The following is a 16,971-nucleotide window of genomic DNA, read 5'->3' on the forward strand; positions in this document are numbered from 1 at the left end:
GCGACCGCTTCCCTTGATCCGCCAACAGGCGGAGTAAACAGGTGGACGAATTGACGTCCAGGCGGTCAAGCATACGCCGGTCCTGCCATCCTGTGCAGGGCCCGGCCAGCGCTCCCCAGAACCAATCCTGACCCCTGGGGTCAGGCTCAATCGCAGGCCATCGGCCCCCTGCGGGGGACTTTGTGCTGTGCGTTGACCGGAGCATCGCATCATGAACAAGCCCTTGTTCACCATTTTCATCGCCATCATCCTGGATGCTGTCGGCATCGGGCTGATCTTTCCCATCCTTCCCGCCCTGCTTCAGGACGTGACGCACGCCTCCGACGTCACTCCCTTCATGGGCGTCATGATCGCGCTTTATGCGGTCATGCAGTTCATCTTCGCCCCGCTGCTCGGCGCGCTCAGCGACCGGATCGGCCGCCGACCGGTGCTGCTGCTGTCGCTGGCGGGTGCCGCCGCCAATTACCTGTTCCTGACCTTCGCCACCAATCTCTGGATGCTGTTGGCCGGGCGCGCCATCGCCGGCCTGACCAGCGCCAACATGTCGGTGGCGACAGCCTACATCACCGATATTTCACCCGCAGAGAGCCGCGCCCGCCGCTTCGGCCTGCTGAACGCCATGTTCGGTGCCGGTTTTATCATCGGCCCCGTCCTGGGCGGCGCGCTGGGGGATCATTGGCTGCGGCTGCCGTTCCTGGCCGCCGCCCTGCTGAACGGCGTCAATCTGGTGCTGGCGCTGCTTGCCCTGCCGGAATCGCGGACAGCCAGCCGCAGCCCGATCAACCTTGCCGACCTGAACCCCCTGCGGCCCCTGCACCGCGTCCTGTCCATGACACATCTGCTGCCAGTCCTGTCGGTATTTTTCATCTTCAGCGCCACGGGGGAGGCCTATGGGGTCTGCTGGGCACTGTGGGCGGGGGATGCCTTTCACTGGAACGGAATGTGGATCGGCCTGTCGCTGGCCGCCTTTGGCGTGTGCCAGACATTGGCCCAGGCCTTCCTGCCCGGACCAGCCGTGCGCCTGCTGGGTGAGAGATCGGCCATCCTGGCCGGTGTGGCCGGCGTCTGCATTGCGCTGACGGTCATGGCGTTCAGCCAGCACGGCTGGATGGTCTTTGCCATCATGCCGATCTTCGCGTTGGGTGGCATTGGCACACCCGCGCTGCAATCGCTGGCCACCCGGCTTGTAAATGATCAGGATCAGGGGCAATTCCAGGGCGTGCTGGCCTCGGTGGTCAGCTTGGCCTCGATCCTGGCCCCGCTCGGTTTCTCCGGCCTCTATCTGGCCGTCCACCCACACTGGCCCGGCGCCATCTGGCTGTCGGTCATCGCGCTCTATGCGATTGGTGCCGTCCTGGTGCTGGGCCTGCTGTTCGGAGAGCCGGTAAGGACCTGAACTCCGGCCACCACAGAGAAGCCCCCGGCCAGCCACCCGCCAGCCGGGGTCCACTTCACATGTCTCCCCTTACCCGAAGAACCCGATCCGCTGCGTCAGCGCATTGCCGGTGCGGCGGATCAATTCGTAAAGGGAGGCAATAGGCCGGAAGATGTTCTGGTTTTCCTGGCTGTAATCCTGGCTTTCATCGCTGACATAGGTCGCGACCTCACCAAAGCCATTGTCCAGCGTCGCCTCTGTGCGGGCCGGGAAGATGCGGGCCAGCTGTTCCAGGGCCCAGGGCACATCCAGGTGCAACAGACGCGTCACCAGCCGCTGGTTGGTGATGGAATGCTGGCTGGAAAATTCCGGAATATGCACGGCCAGACGATAGATCTGGTGCGTCAGCGACAGGCGGATGGCATGCAGCAGGGCCAGATGGCGTTCCAGGTCCGGATTGGGCGCCGGGGCCGCACCCGCGCGCTGCAGGTTCTGACGCAGCACGCCGTAATCGCGGAACAGCTTGCGGAAGATGCGGATCAGGCGGGCCTGGGTCGGCGTCTCTTCCAGCACGGCGGCGATGCGGCGCATGTCGTCGGCAACTTGCGGGTTTTCCTCCCGCGCGGCGCGGGCCAGCCAGTGGCCGGGGTCCAGCGTGTCGACATAGGCCTTCAGCGCATCCGGACAGGACACCGCGGCCCCATAGGTGACGATGCCCATCAGCTCGCGGAAACGCGGGGACTTGGCATAAAGCATGCGGAACTGTTCGGGGTCGCGGTCGATCGCCTCCCCCACGCCGGACAGCACATTGGCCGGCAGGCCCAGCTGCAACAGGATGGCATTGTGCGGGATGGCGCGGAACTGCCCGGCCATGACCTGGGCCGCCGGATCGGGGGCGGCATCATGCTGACGCTTGATGGCGCGGCTGCCGCTGGGGAACAGCAGGTTGGTGCCGAACGCCGCCAGCAGCTCGCCATAGTTCGGGTCTTCCACCAGCCCGACCTGGAAGGTCTTCACCGTGGTGAAGAACTCCCGGATATAGTCGCCCTTGGCATAGAACACGTCATGATCCAGGTCGGGCTTGGCCGTGCCGATCATATATTCCAGGATGCGGGTCACCACGGCCAGCGCCGATGCCGGCGTCACGAAATAAGTGTAGCCGTCGCCACCCTGGAAGCTGACCTCCTGCTTCAGGTCGATATTGTGCTTGGCGGCAAAGGCCAGCGTCGCCGGCGGGCTGACATAGGCCAGACGGTTGTGCAGGCCGCCCGGATGACCACCGCGGCCGATGCTTTCCCCATGCGTGTCGAAGATCACCAGCTGCACATTTTCCAGCGCATGGCGCGTGAACAGGCGCAGCACGCGCAGACGCAGACGTTCGATCGACGCGCTGGCCGGCGTCTGACCCAGATAGCGGCCGGCATCGGAATAGCCGGTCTGGATGCACAGGCGCCCGCGCTTTTGCACATAGGTGCGGTAATGCGGGTTCTCCAGCAGCTGTTCGATGATGCGGCTGCCGGTTTCCAGCGCCTTTTCGGTTTCGAACAGCGGGCTGATATCGACCCTCTCCTCCACCCCGAACAGCTTGGCGAAATAAAGTGCTGACAGGACCGTGAAGGCGCTTTCGCTTTCCGCGATCAGGAAGCGGATGGGCGTGCGCGAATCCGAATATTTCAGCATCTGCGCCACGACCATGAACAGGCGCTTGGCGCTGGTGCGTTCGGCCACGACAGAGCCAAAATTGATGGCGACGGGCTCCACCTTGTCCAGCAGGTCGGTCAGGGCCGCCAGATAGGATTGGCGATAGCGCGGATCGTCGGCCGCCGTCTCCAGGCCCACGGCCTTGCGGATGGCATTATGGACCTGGGTGCTGTTCAGGCGCACATGGGTATGGGCCATGCCCAGCCCGAAGGCCGACAGTTCGGCCCGCAGCACGGCCAGGGCCTCCACCGTCGCCAGGGCCTTCTCGCCCTCAATCGCGGCGGACAGGCGGATGGCACGGTCCACGAATTCAATGGCTTCCGAAGCATCGACCAGACGCAGCGGCAGACCTTCATGCATGCGCTTGGCGATGCGGCGCAGATGGTCCATGTCCTGCGCTTCCGACCCGCCAAAGGTCGCGATCTCGTCCGTCACCTGGTTCAGCGCCAGGGCCAGCCGGCTTTCGATCAGGGCCAGCGTGTGGCGCAGATCCTCCAGCACGGGTGCGCCGGCGCGGATGTCGCGCAGGGTGGACAGATAGAAGCGCAGTTGCCGCTGCTGCACCAGCAGCCGCTTGTGCAGCGTGTCGGACCAGCGGATGTCGGACCGTCCATCCAGGTCATAGCCAACCCAGCTGGCCACCGTCAGCAGGCGCGGGGTCAGTTCCGTCCAGCGATCGGGATAATGCCGGCGGCCAACGCGCAGCACGGCGCGATAAAGCGTGCGAATGGCGATCTGGATATTGGCGATGGCGTCCAGCGACAGCTCATGTTCACGCGCCAGCGACATCTCCTCCGGCGCATGCTGAACCGCGGCCATCTGCCGGATCAGCGCTTCGCGGCCTTCCGCCGTCAGCGGCTTGCCCTGCTGGTCGCGGCTGGTGGCCAGACAGGCCAGCCCCGACATCAGCGTGCCGGGCAGGTTGAAGGTCGGATGGGCGGTAATAACGATACCGAAAATCTCTTTTTCCACCGCCTTCTGGAACGCCTCGAAGGCCAGCGGTTCGCCCCCGCTGCCATCGGCCAGCACGTCCAGCAGTTCTTCCATGCGGCTGGCATTGGCTTCGGGCGACGCCTCGCCCAGATAATTGGAAAGTCGGGCGGCACGGGCCAGGAACCCTTCGGCCGACAGATACTGGATCAACTGTTCCAGGGCGCCGGGCGGCAATTCACCTGACGAGACGCGGCGGGAGATATCAAGGGCCAGCAGCATGACGGGATTGGTGAAAGGATCCTGCCCGGCTTCGGCCGTGTAGCGGTCCAGCCGCCCCATCAGGTCATTGGTCAGCCCCAGCAGGTCCAGCCCCTTGGGTGCCGGGTAACAGGCCTGTTTGGTCGCCAGCAGCGGTCCCTTGCCGGTGGTAGTCGCCAGGAATTCCAGATCAGACGGGGCGGCGGCTTGGGGCATGGCGGGATCCAGCGGCATGAGGGCTTCCATCGTCAGGGGATTGGCCGCATTCTGTTGCGGCGCAGCGTCGCAGGGTGATGTAACTCCGTTACCTAGTCAACGCCCGAAAGGGTAATGACGGACATAATCAGTCCGCATTGCGGCGCATAACGAAGCCTTAGAATAAAGACAGGTGCCAGGTCAGTCGATAGATTACTTGTAACGTCATTCACTTAATCATGCAGTTGCGGCCGGGGTGTTGCGCATGCACAGCAGGGCAAGGGACAGCGGAACGGTGTTGGGTGAAGGCGGGCAGACGCAGGCTATTGCCTTGCTGTCGGCCGCCCGCACGCATGGCCTGCCCGACGATGTCGCGGTGGACCGGATCGACACGCACGCGGCCCGCGTCTTCATGGCCGGTGACCGCGCCTACAAAATGAAGCGGGCCGTCACCTATCCTTTCTTCGACTACGCCACCCTGTCGCAGCGCCTGGATGCCTGTCAGGCGGAACTGGTGCTGAACCGGCGGACGGCGCCAACCTTGTACCTGGGCGTCGGCGGGCTGGTGCATGATGGGGACGGACATGTCCGGCTGGTCGATGACGCACCCGTGGCCGCCGATGGCGGACCCGACCCGTCGGTGCTGGAATATCTGGTGGTCATGCGCCGCTTTCCGCAATCGGCCCTGCTGGACCGCATGGCGGAGCAAGGCACCCTGACGCCGGAGATCATGCGCGATCTGGCGGCCATCATCGCGGAATTCCATGAAACGGCCGAACCAAGGCCCCACGCGCCGGGGGCGGACGAGATGGCGGCCCTGGCCCGCACCAATATCCAGGAAATGCGCCGCCATGGCCTGCTGTTCGATGCGGCGGCCGTGGACAGGCTGGCAGCGGCAACGGAGGCGGCGCTGGCCCAGGGCGGCAGCCTGATCGACCGACGGCGGGATGCCGGCTATATACGCCACTGCCATGGTGACCTGCACCTGCGCAACATCGTCATGATCGACGGCCGGCCCGTGCCTTTCGACTGTGTCGAATTCGGCGACCGTATCGCCGTCACCGATGTGCTTTACGATCTGGCCTTCCTGCTGATGGATCTGGAACATCGCCGCCTGCGCGGACATGCCAATATCCTGTTCAACCGCTATCTGGACATCACGGGCGATCTGGCCGGCCTGTCGCTGCTGCCGCTGTTCATGTCGGTGCGGGCCGGCATCCGCGCCCATCTGACGGCATCGGCCGCCGCCGGTCAGGCCGACCCGGCGCAGGCAATGGCGTTACGGGCCGATGCCATCTCCTATCTGGATCTGGCCAACCGCCTGCTGGACCCGCCGCCGGCCGCCCTGATCGCCATCGGCGGCCTGTCCGGCACGGGCAAGACGACGCTGGCCCGCATGCTGGCCCCCCGCCTGGGTCCGGCCCCCGGTGCGGTGATCCTGCGCAGCGATGCGCTGCGCAAACGGCTGGCGGGCGTGGACGAAACGACCGCCCTGCCGGACAGCTTCTATGGCCCCGACCATTCGACCCGCACCTATGCGGAACTGGTGGGACAGGCCGGGCTGGTGCTGGACAGCCATCACGGGGTCATCTGCGACGCTGTCTACGCCAGACCCGACCAGCGCCAGGCGGTGGAGGCAGTGGCGCGCGCCGCGGGTGTGCCCTTCACCGGCCTGTGGCTGGTCGCCGATCAGGCCGTCGCCCTGGCCCGCGTGGCCCGGCGACGCAATGACGCATCCGACGCCACGGCCGGCATTGTGCGCCGACAGGCTGCTTATGACCTGGGCGACATGCGCTGGGAAGTGATCCCCGCCAGCGGGGACGCCAAGGAAACCGCCGCCATCGCGCGCAGCCATCTGGCTGGTGCCCGACGGTGACACTCCCCGTCGGCGGACCGGACGGATGGTTCCGCTTCCCAGCCATTGGCGGGGGCAATTGTGCGGCTGATCCAGGTCAATGACCGCGGGCGGTACTTGTGCGATTGTTCGGACATGATTGGTTTCCGGGCGGCAACCGTCCGGGCATCGTCCTAGATGGGGGGATTATCATGGCATTCCGCAAGATCACCTGCTTCGTCACCGGCGGCTCGCGTGACCAGGCGGCGCTGGCCACAGCCCTGACGCTGGCCGCAACGGCCAAGGGCAATGTCGCGGCACTCTACCTGCGCGCCGATCCGCGCGACGTCATGCCCATGATCGGGGAAGGCCTTTCGGGCGCCCTGATCCAGGATTTGCTGAAGACGCTGGAACAGGAAAACCAGGTCCGCGCCACCCAGTCGCGCCAGCATCTGGAAACGGCCCTGGCCGCCGTGGGCGGCGCCCTGTGCGACCGGCCGCCGGGCCTGGACAAGGTCAGCGGCAGCTTCGCCGAAGCGTCGGGCGTTACCGAGGATGTGATCGCCGCAGCGGCGCGCCTGTCCGACATCACCGTCTTCCCGTCGGTGGCAACGGAAGATCGCACGGCCGTGCTGGTGGGGCTGGAAGCCGCCCTGCTGGAAAGCGGTCGGCCGCTGCTGGTGGCCCCCGAAGCACCGCCCAGCACCATCGGCCGCACGGTGGCCGTCGCCTGGAACGGCCGGGCGCAGAGTGCGCGGGCGCTCGCGCTGGCCATGCCGATCCTGTCCAAGGCGGAAGCCGTGCATGTGCTGGGCGTCGATACCGTCCGCACGGACGCAGAGGATGCGAGCGCCGTGGTGGAATATCTGGCCTGGCACGGCGTGCCGGCCACCTGTCACAAGCTGACGGGGGCTGGCAGCGTCGCCACGCAGCTTCAGGAAGCCTGCGCCGATGTCGGTGCCGACCTGCTGGTCATGGGTGGCTATGGCCATTCGCGGCTGCGCGAACTGATCCTGGGCGGCGTGACGCGCGCCATGCTGAACCAGACGACGCTGTCGCTGCTGCTGGCGCATTGATCACGATGGCCGGGCGCTGGCCCTGGGGCTTATCCCCGGGCCAGCGCCTTTGCCTGCTGCTTGACCCCTTGCAGAATCTGTTCTGACAGGGCCGGGTCCGTGCCCGCCACCGCACGGGCCAGGGACATGCCGCCGACCAGAACCGACACGATGGCGGCCGCCCGGCCCTCCGCCGTCGGGTCGTCGGCGGGCAGATGCGCGCGGATGGCCGCGACATAGCGGGCCACGCCGTCGCTGAACCCATCCTGCACTGGTCCGCCCAGGCGCGACACCTCCGCCCCCAACCCCACCATGGGGCAGGGACCTTCGCGGTCGCGATGGTCAACCGTGGCATAATTATCGATATAGCTGTCCAGGTCGGGTGCGGCCTGTACCCCCGCCACGGCATTGCCGAAGCTGTGTTCGCAGGCGGCGGCGGCCAGCGCCTCCTTGGACGCGAAATGGCCGTAGAAGCCCCCATGGGTGAGACCGGCCGCCTGGGTCACTTCCGCCACGCCGACCTTGTCGATGCCGCGCTGGCGAAACAGGCGCGACGCGGCGCGGACAATGGCTTCCCTATGTTCAGCCATTTTCTGTTTCGACACCCGCACAACCCACCTCCCGCAAAAACGCCCGGAATCGGCGCTTGACCAGATTCATGATGAAGGTCATGAATTATTTATCATTACTGCCATCATGTATACCAGCTTTAATCGGGCTGGTCCGGGGGTGCAAGTGATCCTTTCCGACCGTCTGGCGACCCGGCTGGCCGCCCGCGACATCCATTACGGCTGGGTCGTGGTGGCCGTGACCTTCCTGACGTCCCTGACGGCCGCCGGTGCCGTGGGCGCGCCGGGTGTTCTGATGCTGCATCTGCAGAAGGAATTCGGCTGGACCGCGTCGGAGATTTCCTCGGCCCTGGCCATCCGGCTTGTGCTGTTCGGGCTGATGGGGCCGTTTGCCGCCGCCCTGATCAACCGGTTCGGCGTGCGCAACATGGCGCTGACGTCGCTGTCCATCATTGCCGGCGGCATGGCCCTGTCGCTGGGCATGAGCCAGTTGTGGGAACTGATCCTGCTCTGGGGTGTGGTGGTCGGCCTGGGTACGGGCATGACGGCCCTGGTGCTGGGCGCCACGGTGGCCACACGCTGGTTCACGCATCGGCGCGGGCTGGTGGTCGGCTTGCTGACGGCCAGCTCGGCCACGGGGCAGCTGGTATTCATTCCGCTGATGGCCTGGCTGGCCGATATCATGGGCTGGCGCGTGGCCCTGTCCGTCATCTGCTGCATGCTGATGGTGGCGGCGATGGGCATATTGCTGCTGATGCGGAACCGGCCGGGCGATGTCGGCCTGCGTGCCTATGGGGAGGAACCGGGCGCCCCCACCCCACCGCCGCCGCCGCCCGCCGGCTCCATCGCCTTTGCCGCCATTGATACCCTGCGCGTCGCCTCCAAAAGCCGGGTGTTCTGGGTCCTGTTCGCCACCTTCTTTGTCTGCGGGGCCAGCACCAACGGCCTGATCCAGACCCATCTGGTACCGCTCTGTGTCGATTTCGGCATGCCAGCGGTGAAGGCTGCGGGCATGCTGGCCATGATCGGTATCTTCGATTTCATCGGCACCGTGGCCTCAGGCTGGCTGTCCGACCGGTACGATAATCGCTGGCTGCTGTTCTGGTATTACGGCCTGCGCGGGTTGTCGCTGCTGTACCTGCCCTATTCGGACTTCACCTTTTACGGTTTGTCGCTGTTCGCCGTATTCTATGGGCTGGACTGGGTGGCCACCGTGCCGCCCACGGTGAAGCTGACCGCGGAGCGGTTCGGACCGGAGAAGGCCAATCTGGTCTTCGGCTGGGTCTTCGCCGGGCACCAGCTGGGGGCCGCCTGTGCGGCCTTTGGCGGCGGGCTGTCGCGGACGATGCTGTCCACCTACCTGCCCGCCTTCTACGTGGCAGGATTGCTGTGCCTGCTGGCAGCCTTGCTGTGCCCGACCATGGGGCGGAAGGTGGAACCGGCGGCATCATAGCCGACGAAGGGGACACTTCCGGCTTGCCATCCACATCAACCCGGTGCATTTCCGGAACGGTGCTGCATGGAAAGAATGGACCATGAATGACCTGCCTTTCCCCGCCCTTCGCCCCGACGCCATGAGTGTTGAGGATGCGATCAATAGCTTCGCCGAGGCCGATTATGATCTGCCTGCGGTGCCGATCGTCTGGTGTCTCGCCAACTGGAGCCTTGCAGCACCTGCCATCCTGGACCTGATCGAGCGCTATGCCGATGGTCGCGACCGTTCTGAGCATACAGGCCGGGCGGCGCTTTATTGCATGTTCATCGCCGCGGGCGCGCGCGAGAAACGGGCATTTCCCCTTCTCTGCCGGTTGGCCCGCGACGCCGAGGCGATGGAGGAAAGCCTGGGCGACTCAGTCACCGAGTCGTTCCACAATATGCTGATCAGCACCTTCGACGGCGACGTCCACGCCCTGCAAAGTCTGATCGAAGATGGCACGCTGGACGAATTCATCCGCAACGGCGTGTTTCAAGCCTTGGCCTTCCTGACCGCATCCGGACAGATCGACCGGCAGGAAACCGCCACCTACCTCGCCGGTCTGGCAGAGACCCTGAATGTCGTGCCGGGTGATTTCGGCTGGGATGGCTGGGCCATGGCCATCGTCAGGCTGGGACTGACGGAGTTGATGCCGTTGATCCAGGCTGCTTGTGATGATGAGCGGATCACCCCTGACATCGGCGACGTCAAAACCTATCAAAAGGAACTGCAAAGGGCTCAGGCCTACACCGATCCGTTGGACATCTTTCTCGAAGAAAATATCCGCATCATCACGGATGTCGTTGCGGAATTTGATGGTTGGTACTGCTTTTCCGAAGAACGCCGACGTGACGAAGCGGCCACGACGAGGGGGCTGCCGACATGGAACAGCATTTCCGATACGTCGTTCCCCTATGCCTTGCAGGAACCGGTAATCAACCCGAACCGCAATGTCGGCCGAAATGATCCCTGTCCCTGTGGCAGCGGCAAGAAATACAAGAAATGCTGTCTGAAATGATCGGGATGTGACAGCACCTCTTCCGCGTATGTGAGGCAGGCACCACCCCGAGACGCATCCGTCGCGTCCCAGGGTGGCATCGCCAAGCCTAAAACCCCGCCAGGAACCGTTGCACGGCGTCAGCCACCTGCTGGCGATGGCTGAACAGAGCCGCGTGCCCGCCCTCCTCCAGCGTCAGCAGGCGGGCGCCCGGGATGCGCTGTGCCAGTTGCAGCCCGTGCCGCTCATAATCCAGCAGCGGGTCGCGCGTGCCATGGATGACCAGGGTCGGCACCTGCACCTGTTCCAGTGGGAATTCGCGCGTGCGGGTCGCCTGGATGTCATTCGCCGTGCCCGGCAGACGCGCCGCCATCTCCGTGAACATCTCCCGCCGCAGGTCATTGTAAAGCGGCCAGGCAACGGGATCGGACAGCAACTGTTGCTGCTGGCCGGCATCCGGAAAGGACCGGGCCAGCCGCTTTTCCGGATCAAGCAGGGCGCGGTCCCGCATGAAGCGGACGAAACCCGGCCACCGGGCCAGACCCGTCATCACCCGGAACCCCAGCGGAATGGGCATCGGGTTGCGCACCGCACAGGTGGAAACCAGAATCAGGGCCCGGCAGCGCCGCGGATAACGCAGCGCGAAGGCCAGGGCCGATGCGCCCCCACCCGATACGGCAATGACAGTGGTGCGGTCCACCTGCAACCGGTCCAGCAGGGCCGCATAGAGGTCAGCCTGCGCCTCCGGCGTGGCGCCCGACGACAAGGGCGTGCCGCGATAGCCGGGCCGTGACGGGGCAACCAACCGCATTCCGGCATCGGCCCCGGTGACGCGGGCCAGCACCAGCCCCTGGTCAAAGCCGCCCATGGCGCCGTGCAGCGACAGCAGCACCGGTCCCTGACCATAGGTGGCATATTGCACCGGCCCCGGCGCCAGCATCTCCTGGTGAATATCAAAGGCCGGCAAGCCGCCGGCGGCGGCCTGTTGGCCGCGAACAGCAATCGACATGACAACGATCCTCTCGGGTCGTGCCGATCCTTTTGGGGATGTCGGTGGTCGCCGGCTTCCGACCTGGCACGGGGGATGTGTCGGTCGATGGAGAACGGGTACTGAATGGCAGGTTTAGCTTTCCCCGAAGGGAACGGCGACGCCTGGGTGAACTGCCGACCAGAGGCGACCATACCGAGGCCGACGCACCCGCGCAAGCTGGCAACCGCCGCCCATTGCCACAGACGCAGCCGATTTTCGATATTATTTGGGCTGTCCGTCGTCGAAACAAATGGGACGGTTGGCTGATTTTGTGAACGGAGGTTCTGGCTCGTTGCGGGTTGATGTTAAGCGGCCTGGCGTTGGTGGGACAATCGCTTTTGTTGGATGGTTCTCTTCTTGATTTTGGCCCGCCGTTCCAGGATGGCGGTGCCGCAGCCGTAACAGACATCGGCCGGTGTCAGGTTGCCGATGCTTTCATGATATCGGCAGTGGTTGTAATGGTCGACGACAGCCTGGATTTTGACCTCCGGTCACCGGGCAGGTAGTAATTTTCCAGCAGGATGCGGTTCTTCAGAGGCTGATGCCAGCGCTCGATCTTGCCCCGGGTCTGGGGGTGATCAGTATGCTCAATCAACGTCGGGCGCTGGATTGCGCGCGTTCATGATACCCCGCACCTGCCGCGTCACCCAGGACAAGATCGCTTCACCGGCGCGCTGTTCCAATGGCGCTCGGTCGCCATATTCTTCGCGCAGCCGTTCCAGTTCGATAAGCATCTCCGCGACGACAGGAGCATAGTCAGCATCGGCATAGAAGTTCCGGGTTTCGCCCGGGTCACGCTGACGGTCCAGCAATTCCCACTGATCCACATCCGGGGCGTAATAATGCACCAGCTTGTAGCGGTCGGTGATGACGCCCAGATGGCATGGGACGTTATGTTCGCCGGGGCATTCATAGTAATGGTAATAGGCGCTTTTCCGCCAGTACGGCGTCCCTCCGGGCTGCAACAGCGGGCGCAGGCTGCGGCCCTGCATGCGGGGAGCGGCAGGCACCCCCGCCGCATCCAGAATGGTAGCCGGAATGTCGAGTTGTGAAGCCAGCGCCGCTACGCGCTGCTGTGGGGCAGCAACGCCGGGCCAGCGGAGCAGAAGCGGGGTGCGAACCGAGGGTTCCATGATCCAGCGCTTGTCGAACCAGCCATATTCGCCCAGATAGGCTCCCTGGTCGGACGTGTAGATGACCAGGGTATTGTCGGCCAGACCCGTCTGTTGCAGGTAATCCAGCAGACGGCCGACATTGCGGTCGACACTGTCCACGGTGCGCAGATAGTCCCGCATGAAACGCTGGTAACGCCAGGACAGGCGCTGGTCAGGGCTTGGCCTCGACGCCGCATAGGCCGCGTTCTCCGCCCCGTAGGCCTGGTCATAGGCCGTCCGCTCCGCCGGGGTCAGTTCATCAGGATACTGAAAATGCAGGTCGCGCCCGGACATGTCTCGGCCGATACCCATCTGGGCACGGCCAACCACGGGGGCACGATCCGTCAGGCTTTGGCGCAGGCTGTCCGGCTCGGGGATCGGGCCGTTGCCATGGGCAGGCAAGTCGGTGATATCGGGATCCCAGGTGCGGTGCGGTGCCTTGTAGTGCACCATCAGCAGGAAGGGTCGGTCAGACGCCTGCCTTTCTCCTTTCAGCCAGGACAGAGCCCGGTCCGTCGTATCTGTGGTGACATAACCCGGCCATTGCGCCTTGCCCTTCTCGCTGCGGACATTGGCGTGGAAGTAACGCCCCTGCCCCACCGTATCGGTCAGAACCTCCCAATGGTCGAAGCCGGTTGGCGTGGTCGCCAGATGCCATTTGCCGATCAGCGCGGTCTCGTACCCCGCCGCCTGCAGCATCTTCGGCATGGTCGGCTGTTCGCCATCGAACCTGTCCAGATTGCTGTACTGCCCGTTCACATGGCTCATGACGCCGGTCAGAATGGCGGCACGGGCGGGGGAGCAGATGGAATTGGGCACCAGCGCCCGGTCAAAGACCACGCCGTCAGCTGCCAGCCGATCGATATTGGGCGTGCGGTTAAGATTGCCGCCATAGGCAGAGATGGCCTGATAGGCATGGTCGTCAGCCATGATGAACAGGATGTTGGGCTGCCCGGCCTTCTTTGGCCGGCTGGCCATGGGCGGCATGTCGTTGGCCGGTTCCGACAAGGGCGACAGGAACCAGCCCACCGCCAGTGCCGGGACCAGAGCGACGCCCAGCGCCGCCCGCTTCCAGGTGAAGATGCGCATCACTGCGTTCCTTATTGTGTGCCCGTGGTCCAGCGTCCGCAGACGCGCCACGGCAATTGCGGGTGGGTCCAGCGCGGTTCGGCCAGCCCCTTCTCCCATTCATCCAGCAGGCGGGTCAGGTCGGCCGCCATCTCCGGCCGCTGGGCGCGCAGGTCATTGCGTTCCGCCGGATCGGCCGACAGGTCGAACAGCTTCGTATCGCCCCCTTCCCGCCGCAGCTTCCAGTCGCCCCGCCGCACAGCCGCCACCTTGCCGGCGCGCCAGAACAGAGGCCGGCTGGCATCGCCCATATGGCGCATCAGGTCACGCCCATCCAATTCCGCCGGCAGGTCCGTCATTCCTGCCGCCGCCAACGCCGTGGCCGCGACATCCAGGGTGGAGGCGTTTTCGGCCACGATGCCCGATGGCGGCAGGTGCGCTGGCCAGCCCATCAGGAAGGGCACGCGCAAGCCGCCTTCCATCATGCTGAACTTGCCAGCATTGACGATGGGGTCACATCCGCAAACGCCCTTGCCCACGGCACAGCCATTGTCGGACGTGAACAGGATCAGCGTGTTCTGGCGCAGCCCATCGCGTTCCAGCGTGTCCAGGATCGTGCCGATACTGTCATCCATGGCGGCGATCATGCCGAAATAGATGCGCATCTCCGGGCTTTCGACACCGGGGAACCGCTCCGCATAGCGCTTGGGCACCTGGAACGGCAGATGCGGGGCATGATGGGCGACATGCAGATAGAATGGCCGGTCGCGGTTCGCCTCGATGAAGGACACGGCCCGGTCGGTGATGGCTTCGGTCAGGTAATAGCCGCTCTGGATATCCACCTGCTTTTCCCCATCATAAATGACGGGTGTCCCTGGCGGCTTGGGATCGCCGATGCCGCCCGACGGCTGGAAGGATAGGATGCCGGGATCGTCGGCGCGAGCGTAGCTCATGGTGCCGGGCAGGAAGCCGTAGAACCGGTCGAAGCCACGGCGCAGCGGATGCTGGGCCGGTTCGAACCCCTGGTGCCATTTGCCGACCAGGGCGGTGGCATAACCACGGTCACGCAGCCGTTCGGCCAGGATCGGCTGACCGGCGGGCAGGCCCACGGGGTCGCTTTCACGGTCGGCCTTCTCCTCCGTCTTCACGCGGTTCTCAGCAATGTTGAACTCGAAGCCGAAACGCTGCTGGTGCCGGCCGGTCAGCAGGCCGGCGCGCGAGGGCGCGCACATGGGTGCGGTGACATAGCCATTGGCAAAGGCCACCCCCCATTGCGCGATCCGGTCGATATTGGGCGTGGGCACGCGGCCTGCACCCAGGGTCGAGACGTCCGACCAGCCCAGATCGTCAGCCATGATGACGATGATGTTGGGCGGGCGGGTCAGGCTGGCGGGATCGGCGGCGGGCAGCGTGACGCCGGCAGGGGCCGACGCGCCGATATGGGCATCGGCATAGGCACCGTGGCGCGTATCCATCCGCCCGACCACATAGCGTTCATTGTCCATCATGTTGGTATAGACCCGCCAGCCATACCAGCCACCGACCGCCAGCGCCGGCAGCAGCAGGGCGGCTGACAATTTCAGCCAGCGGCGGCTTTTCTTCACGGGCTCAGTCATGGGCTTTCCATTCCAGTCTGTCGCTGGCCGCGTAGCCGTAGCGCACGGCGCGGGCGCTCAGGCCCCCCTTGAGCAGATCCAGCGGGATAGGGTGGGTGTAGAGGCGCCAATGGTCGGCCGGATCGGTGGGCAGACGCCAGCCGATGGAGGCCGCGGACAGCGCATTCTCCAGAAACAGGTGGCCATCTGCGACGCGGGCCGTGGGAACCGGCGTTTCCGGCTGGCTGCCGCCCGGCCACATGCGGGCCACCATCTCCGCCTCCGGCACGGCGGACAGGTCGCCGACACGGGCGTTGAAATCGTCCAGCGCCTGGCGCAACCGGGCCAGAATGTCCGCCTGGGCCGGATCGCCGGCCAGGTTGGTCAATTCGTCGGGGTCCGTCTGCCGGTCATACAGTTCCTCCGCCGGCATGGGCTGGAAATAGCGGGCCTGCACCGGGGTCAGGCGCCCGGCAGCCTGGGCCGCCTTCAGGTCCCACATGGCGGGCAGCATGTCCCGCGCCTTGTGCGGGTACAGCAGCGGCAGGTCGGTGCGGTAGTTGCGGATATAGGTGTACCGGCCGTCGCGCACGGACTTGGACCGGGTCGTCACATCCTCGAACCGGTCGGCGGCGGCGAAGACATAGTCAGGTGCTGCGTCGGCGAACAGGTCGCGCCCCGGCAGCCCGTCTGGCCGGGGGGCCCCGGCCATGGCCAGGAAGGTGGGGGCGAAATCGACGAAGCTGGCCAGATCGTCGCGCACCGTGCCGGCCAGCCGTCCATCGGGGAAGCGCACGATGAAGGGCAGGCGCAGACCCGTCTCCGTCAGGCTGCGCTTGCCGCGCGGCACACCCTCGCCATTGTCGGAGGTGAAAATGACGATGCTGTTGTCCAGCACCCCGTCGGCCCGCAACTGATCCAAGGTGCGGCCCAGTTCGATATCGGCGGCGTGCGCCTCGTCATACATCTGGGCCAGTTGCCGGCGCGTGTCGGGCGCATCGACCAGCCAGGGCGGCACCGTCACCTGCGCCGGATCGGTCAGGCGCGGATAGCGGCCTAGCGTGGCCGCGTTACGGATCTGGGCTGCCAGATCGGCCAGCGAACGCGGCCAGTGCCACCAGGTCACCCCATAGGATTCATGGGTCACCATGATGGTGCGCATGTGAAAGAAGGGTACGCCATCCGGCCGGTGGCGCCAGCTTGCCTTGTCGCCGCTTTCATCCCAGATCGTGAACGGTTCCCCGAACTGGTAATCGGTCTTGGCATTGTTGCTGGTGAAATAGCCGGCGGCGCGCAGCCATTCGGGAAAGGCCTTCACCCCTTCCGGTGGCACGGCCTGATAACGGAAGTCGGAAGCACCGCCCAGGATGCGGCCCTTGTCCTCCGGTGTGGTGCGCATATGCATGGTGCCCAGCGTCTGCTGGTGCAGACCGGTGATCAGGGCAGAGCGCGACGGCGCGCAGACGGGGGCTGTGGCATACATGCGATCGAACCGCACCCCTTCGCGCGCCAGCCGGTCGATATTGGGCGTGCTGGCCAACCGGTCGCCATAGGCGCCGATGCGCAGGCTGATATCATCGGCCACGACCAGCACGATATTGGGCCGCCCGGCCGGGGCGGGCCGGCGATGGACAGACCCCTCCTCCGGCTCCGGCCAGAACCACAGCATCAGGGCCAGGACCAGCGCCGTGGCGGCAGGGATTTTCCAGCGTCCTTTCATGACCGCTTCCCCC

At 65.3% G+C, this 16,971-nt stretch carries 11 protein-coding genes and 1 pseudogene; 5 read left to right on the forward strand and 7 right to left on the reverse strand.

Annotation, left to right across the window (positions count from 1 at the left end; all coding sequences use genetic code 11):
• Nucleotides 1-211 precede the first annotated feature (211 nt).
• Nucleotides 212-1,396 (forward strand): TCR/Tet family MFS transporter, encoded by a 1,185-nt coding sequence (locus ACODTW_RS12830; protein WP_488946413.1) that lies wholly within the window; start codon nt 212-214, stop codon nt 1,394-1,396.
• Nucleotides 1,397-1,465: 69 nt separating this feature from the next.
• On the opposite strand, the gene ACODTW_RS12835 is transcribed toward ACODTW_RS12830, so the two are convergent.
• A complete protein-coding gene (locus tag ACODTW_RS12835; protein ID WP_488946414.1) occupies nt 1,466-4,501 on the reverse strand; it encodes a phosphoenolpyruvate carboxylase in 3,036 nt (1,011 codons plus the stop codon).
• A gap of 226 nt (nt 4,502-4,727) precedes the next feature.
• Here ACODTW_RS12835 and ACODTW_RS12840 point away from each other — a divergent pair, with 226 nt between their 5' ends.
• Nucleotides 4,728-6,338: a bifunctional aminoglycoside phosphotransferase/ATP-binding protein gene (locus tag ACODTW_RS12840; RefSeq protein ID WP_488946415.1), complete on the forward strand. Its 1,611-nt coding sequence runs from the start codon at nt 4,728-4,730 to the stop codon at nt 6,336-6,338.
• Between the two features lie 170 nt (nt 6,339-6,508).
• A complete protein-coding gene (locus ACODTW_RS12845) occupies nt 6,509-7,372 on the forward strand; it encodes a universal stress protein (RefSeq protein ID WP_488946416.1) in 864 nt (287 codons plus the stop codon).
• Between the two features lie 29 nt (nt 7,373-7,401).
• Here the strand turns inward: ACODTW_RS12845 and ACODTW_RS12850 are convergent, their stop codons facing one another.
• Nucleotides 7,402-7,941: a TetR/AcrR family transcriptional regulator gene (locus tag ACODTW_RS12850; protein ID WP_488946417.1), complete on the reverse strand. Its 540-nt coding sequence runs from the start codon at nt 7,939-7,941 to the stop codon at nt 7,402-7,404.
• 145 nt (nt 7,942-8,086) lie between these two features.
• Between ACODTW_RS12850 and ACODTW_RS12855 the strand changes: the two genes are divergently transcribed.
• Complete coding sequence (locus tag ACODTW_RS12855) at nt 8,087-9,373, forward strand: MFS transporter (protein ID WP_488946418.1); 1,287 nt, start codon at nt 8,087-8,089, stop codon at nt 9,371-9,373.
• A gap of 82 nt (nt 9,374-9,455) precedes the next feature.
• Complete coding sequence (locus tag ACODTW_RS12860; protein ID WP_488946419.1) at nt 9,456-10,412, forward strand: DUF1186 domain-containing protein; 957 nt, start codon at nt 9,456-9,458, stop codon at nt 10,410-10,412.
• 88 nt (nt 10,413-10,500) lie between these two features.
• Here the strand turns inward: ACODTW_RS12860 and ACODTW_RS12865 are convergent, their stop codons facing one another.
• The 5 genes and pseudogenes from ACODTW_RS12865 to ACODTW_RS12885 all read right to left on the reverse strand — a co-directional run bounded on the left by ACODTW_RS12865 (nt 10,501) and on the right by ACODTW_RS12885 (nt 16,958).
• Nucleotides 10,501-11,400 carry an alpha/beta fold hydrolase gene (locus tag ACODTW_RS12865; protein WP_488946420.1) on the reverse strand — a complete coding sequence of 300 codons (900 nt, stop codon included), beginning with the start codon at nt 11,398-11,400 and terminating at the stop codon, nt 10,501-10,503.
• Nucleotides 11,401-11,726: 326 nt separating this feature from the next.
• Nucleotides 11,727-11,998 (reverse strand): annotated as a pseudogene (locus tag ACODTW_RS12870) (integrase core domain-containing protein); the annotation flags it as partial.
• 10 nt (nt 11,999-12,008) lie between these two features.
• Nucleotides 12,009-13,664, reverse strand: coding sequence for a sulfatase family protein (locus ACODTW_RS12875; RefSeq protein ID WP_488946421.1), 1,656 nt, complete (start codon nt 13,662-13,664; stop codon nt 12,009-12,011).
• Nucleotides 13,665-13,675: 11 nt separating this feature from the next.
• A complete protein-coding gene (locus ACODTW_RS12880) occupies nt 13,676-15,259 on the reverse strand; it encodes a sulfatase-like hydrolase/transferase (protein WP_488946422.1) in 1,584 nt (527 codons plus the stop codon).
• Complete coding sequence (locus ACODTW_RS12885; protein ID WP_488946423.1) at nt 15,252-16,958, reverse strand: sulfatase family protein; 1,707 nt, start codon at nt 16,956-16,958, stop codon at nt 15,252-15,254. The genes ACODTW_RS12880 and ACODTW_RS12885 overlap by 8 nt, the downstream gene beginning before the upstream one ends.
• Nucleotides 16,959-16,971 lie beyond the last annotated feature (13 nt).

It is taken from the genome of Niveispirillum sp. FG148 (assembly GCF_057809655.1).

Bases quoted from the DNA above. Each gene is read 5' to 3' on its own strand.
- ACODTW_RS12830 (WP_488946413.1), top strand. From the start codon at position 212: ATGAACAAGCCCTTGTTCACCATTTTCATCGCCATCATCCTGGATGCT.
- ACODTW_RS12835 (WP_488946414.1), bottom strand. From the start codon at position 4,501: ATGCCGCTGGATCCCGCCATGCCCCAAGCCGCCGCCCCGTCTGATCTG.
- ACODTW_RS12840 (WP_488946415.1), top strand. From the start codon at position 4,728: ATGCACAGCAGGGCAAGGGACAGCGGAACGGTGTTGGGTGAAGGCGGG.
- ACODTW_RS12845 (WP_488946416.1), top strand. From the start codon at position 6,509: ATGGCATTCCGCAAGATCACCTGCTTCGTCACCGGCGGCTCGCGTGAC.
- ACODTW_RS12850 (WP_488946417.1), bottom strand. From the start codon at position 7,941: ATGGCTGAACATAGGGAAGCCATTGTCCGCGCCGCGTCGCGCCTGTTT.
- ACODTW_RS12860 (WP_488946419.1), top strand. From the start codon at position 9,456: ATGAATGACCTGCCTTTCCCCGCCCTTCGCCCCGACGCCATGAGTGTT.
- ACODTW_RS12865 (WP_488946420.1), bottom strand. From the start codon at position 11,400: ATGTCGATTGCTGTTCGCGGCCAACAGGCCGCCGCCGGCGGCTTGCCG.
- ACODTW_RS12875 (WP_488946421.1), bottom strand. From the start codon at position 13,664: ATGCGCATCTTCACCTGGAAGCGGGCGGCGCTGGGCGTCGCTCTGGTC.
- ACODTW_RS12880 (WP_488946422.1), bottom strand. From the start codon at position 15,259: ATGACTGAGCCCGTGAAGAAAAGCCGCCGCTGGCTGAAATTGTCAGCC.
- ACODTW_RS12885 (WP_488946423.1), bottom strand. From the start codon at position 16,958: ATGAAAGGACGCTGGAAAATCCCTGCCGCCACGGCGCTGGTCCTGGCC.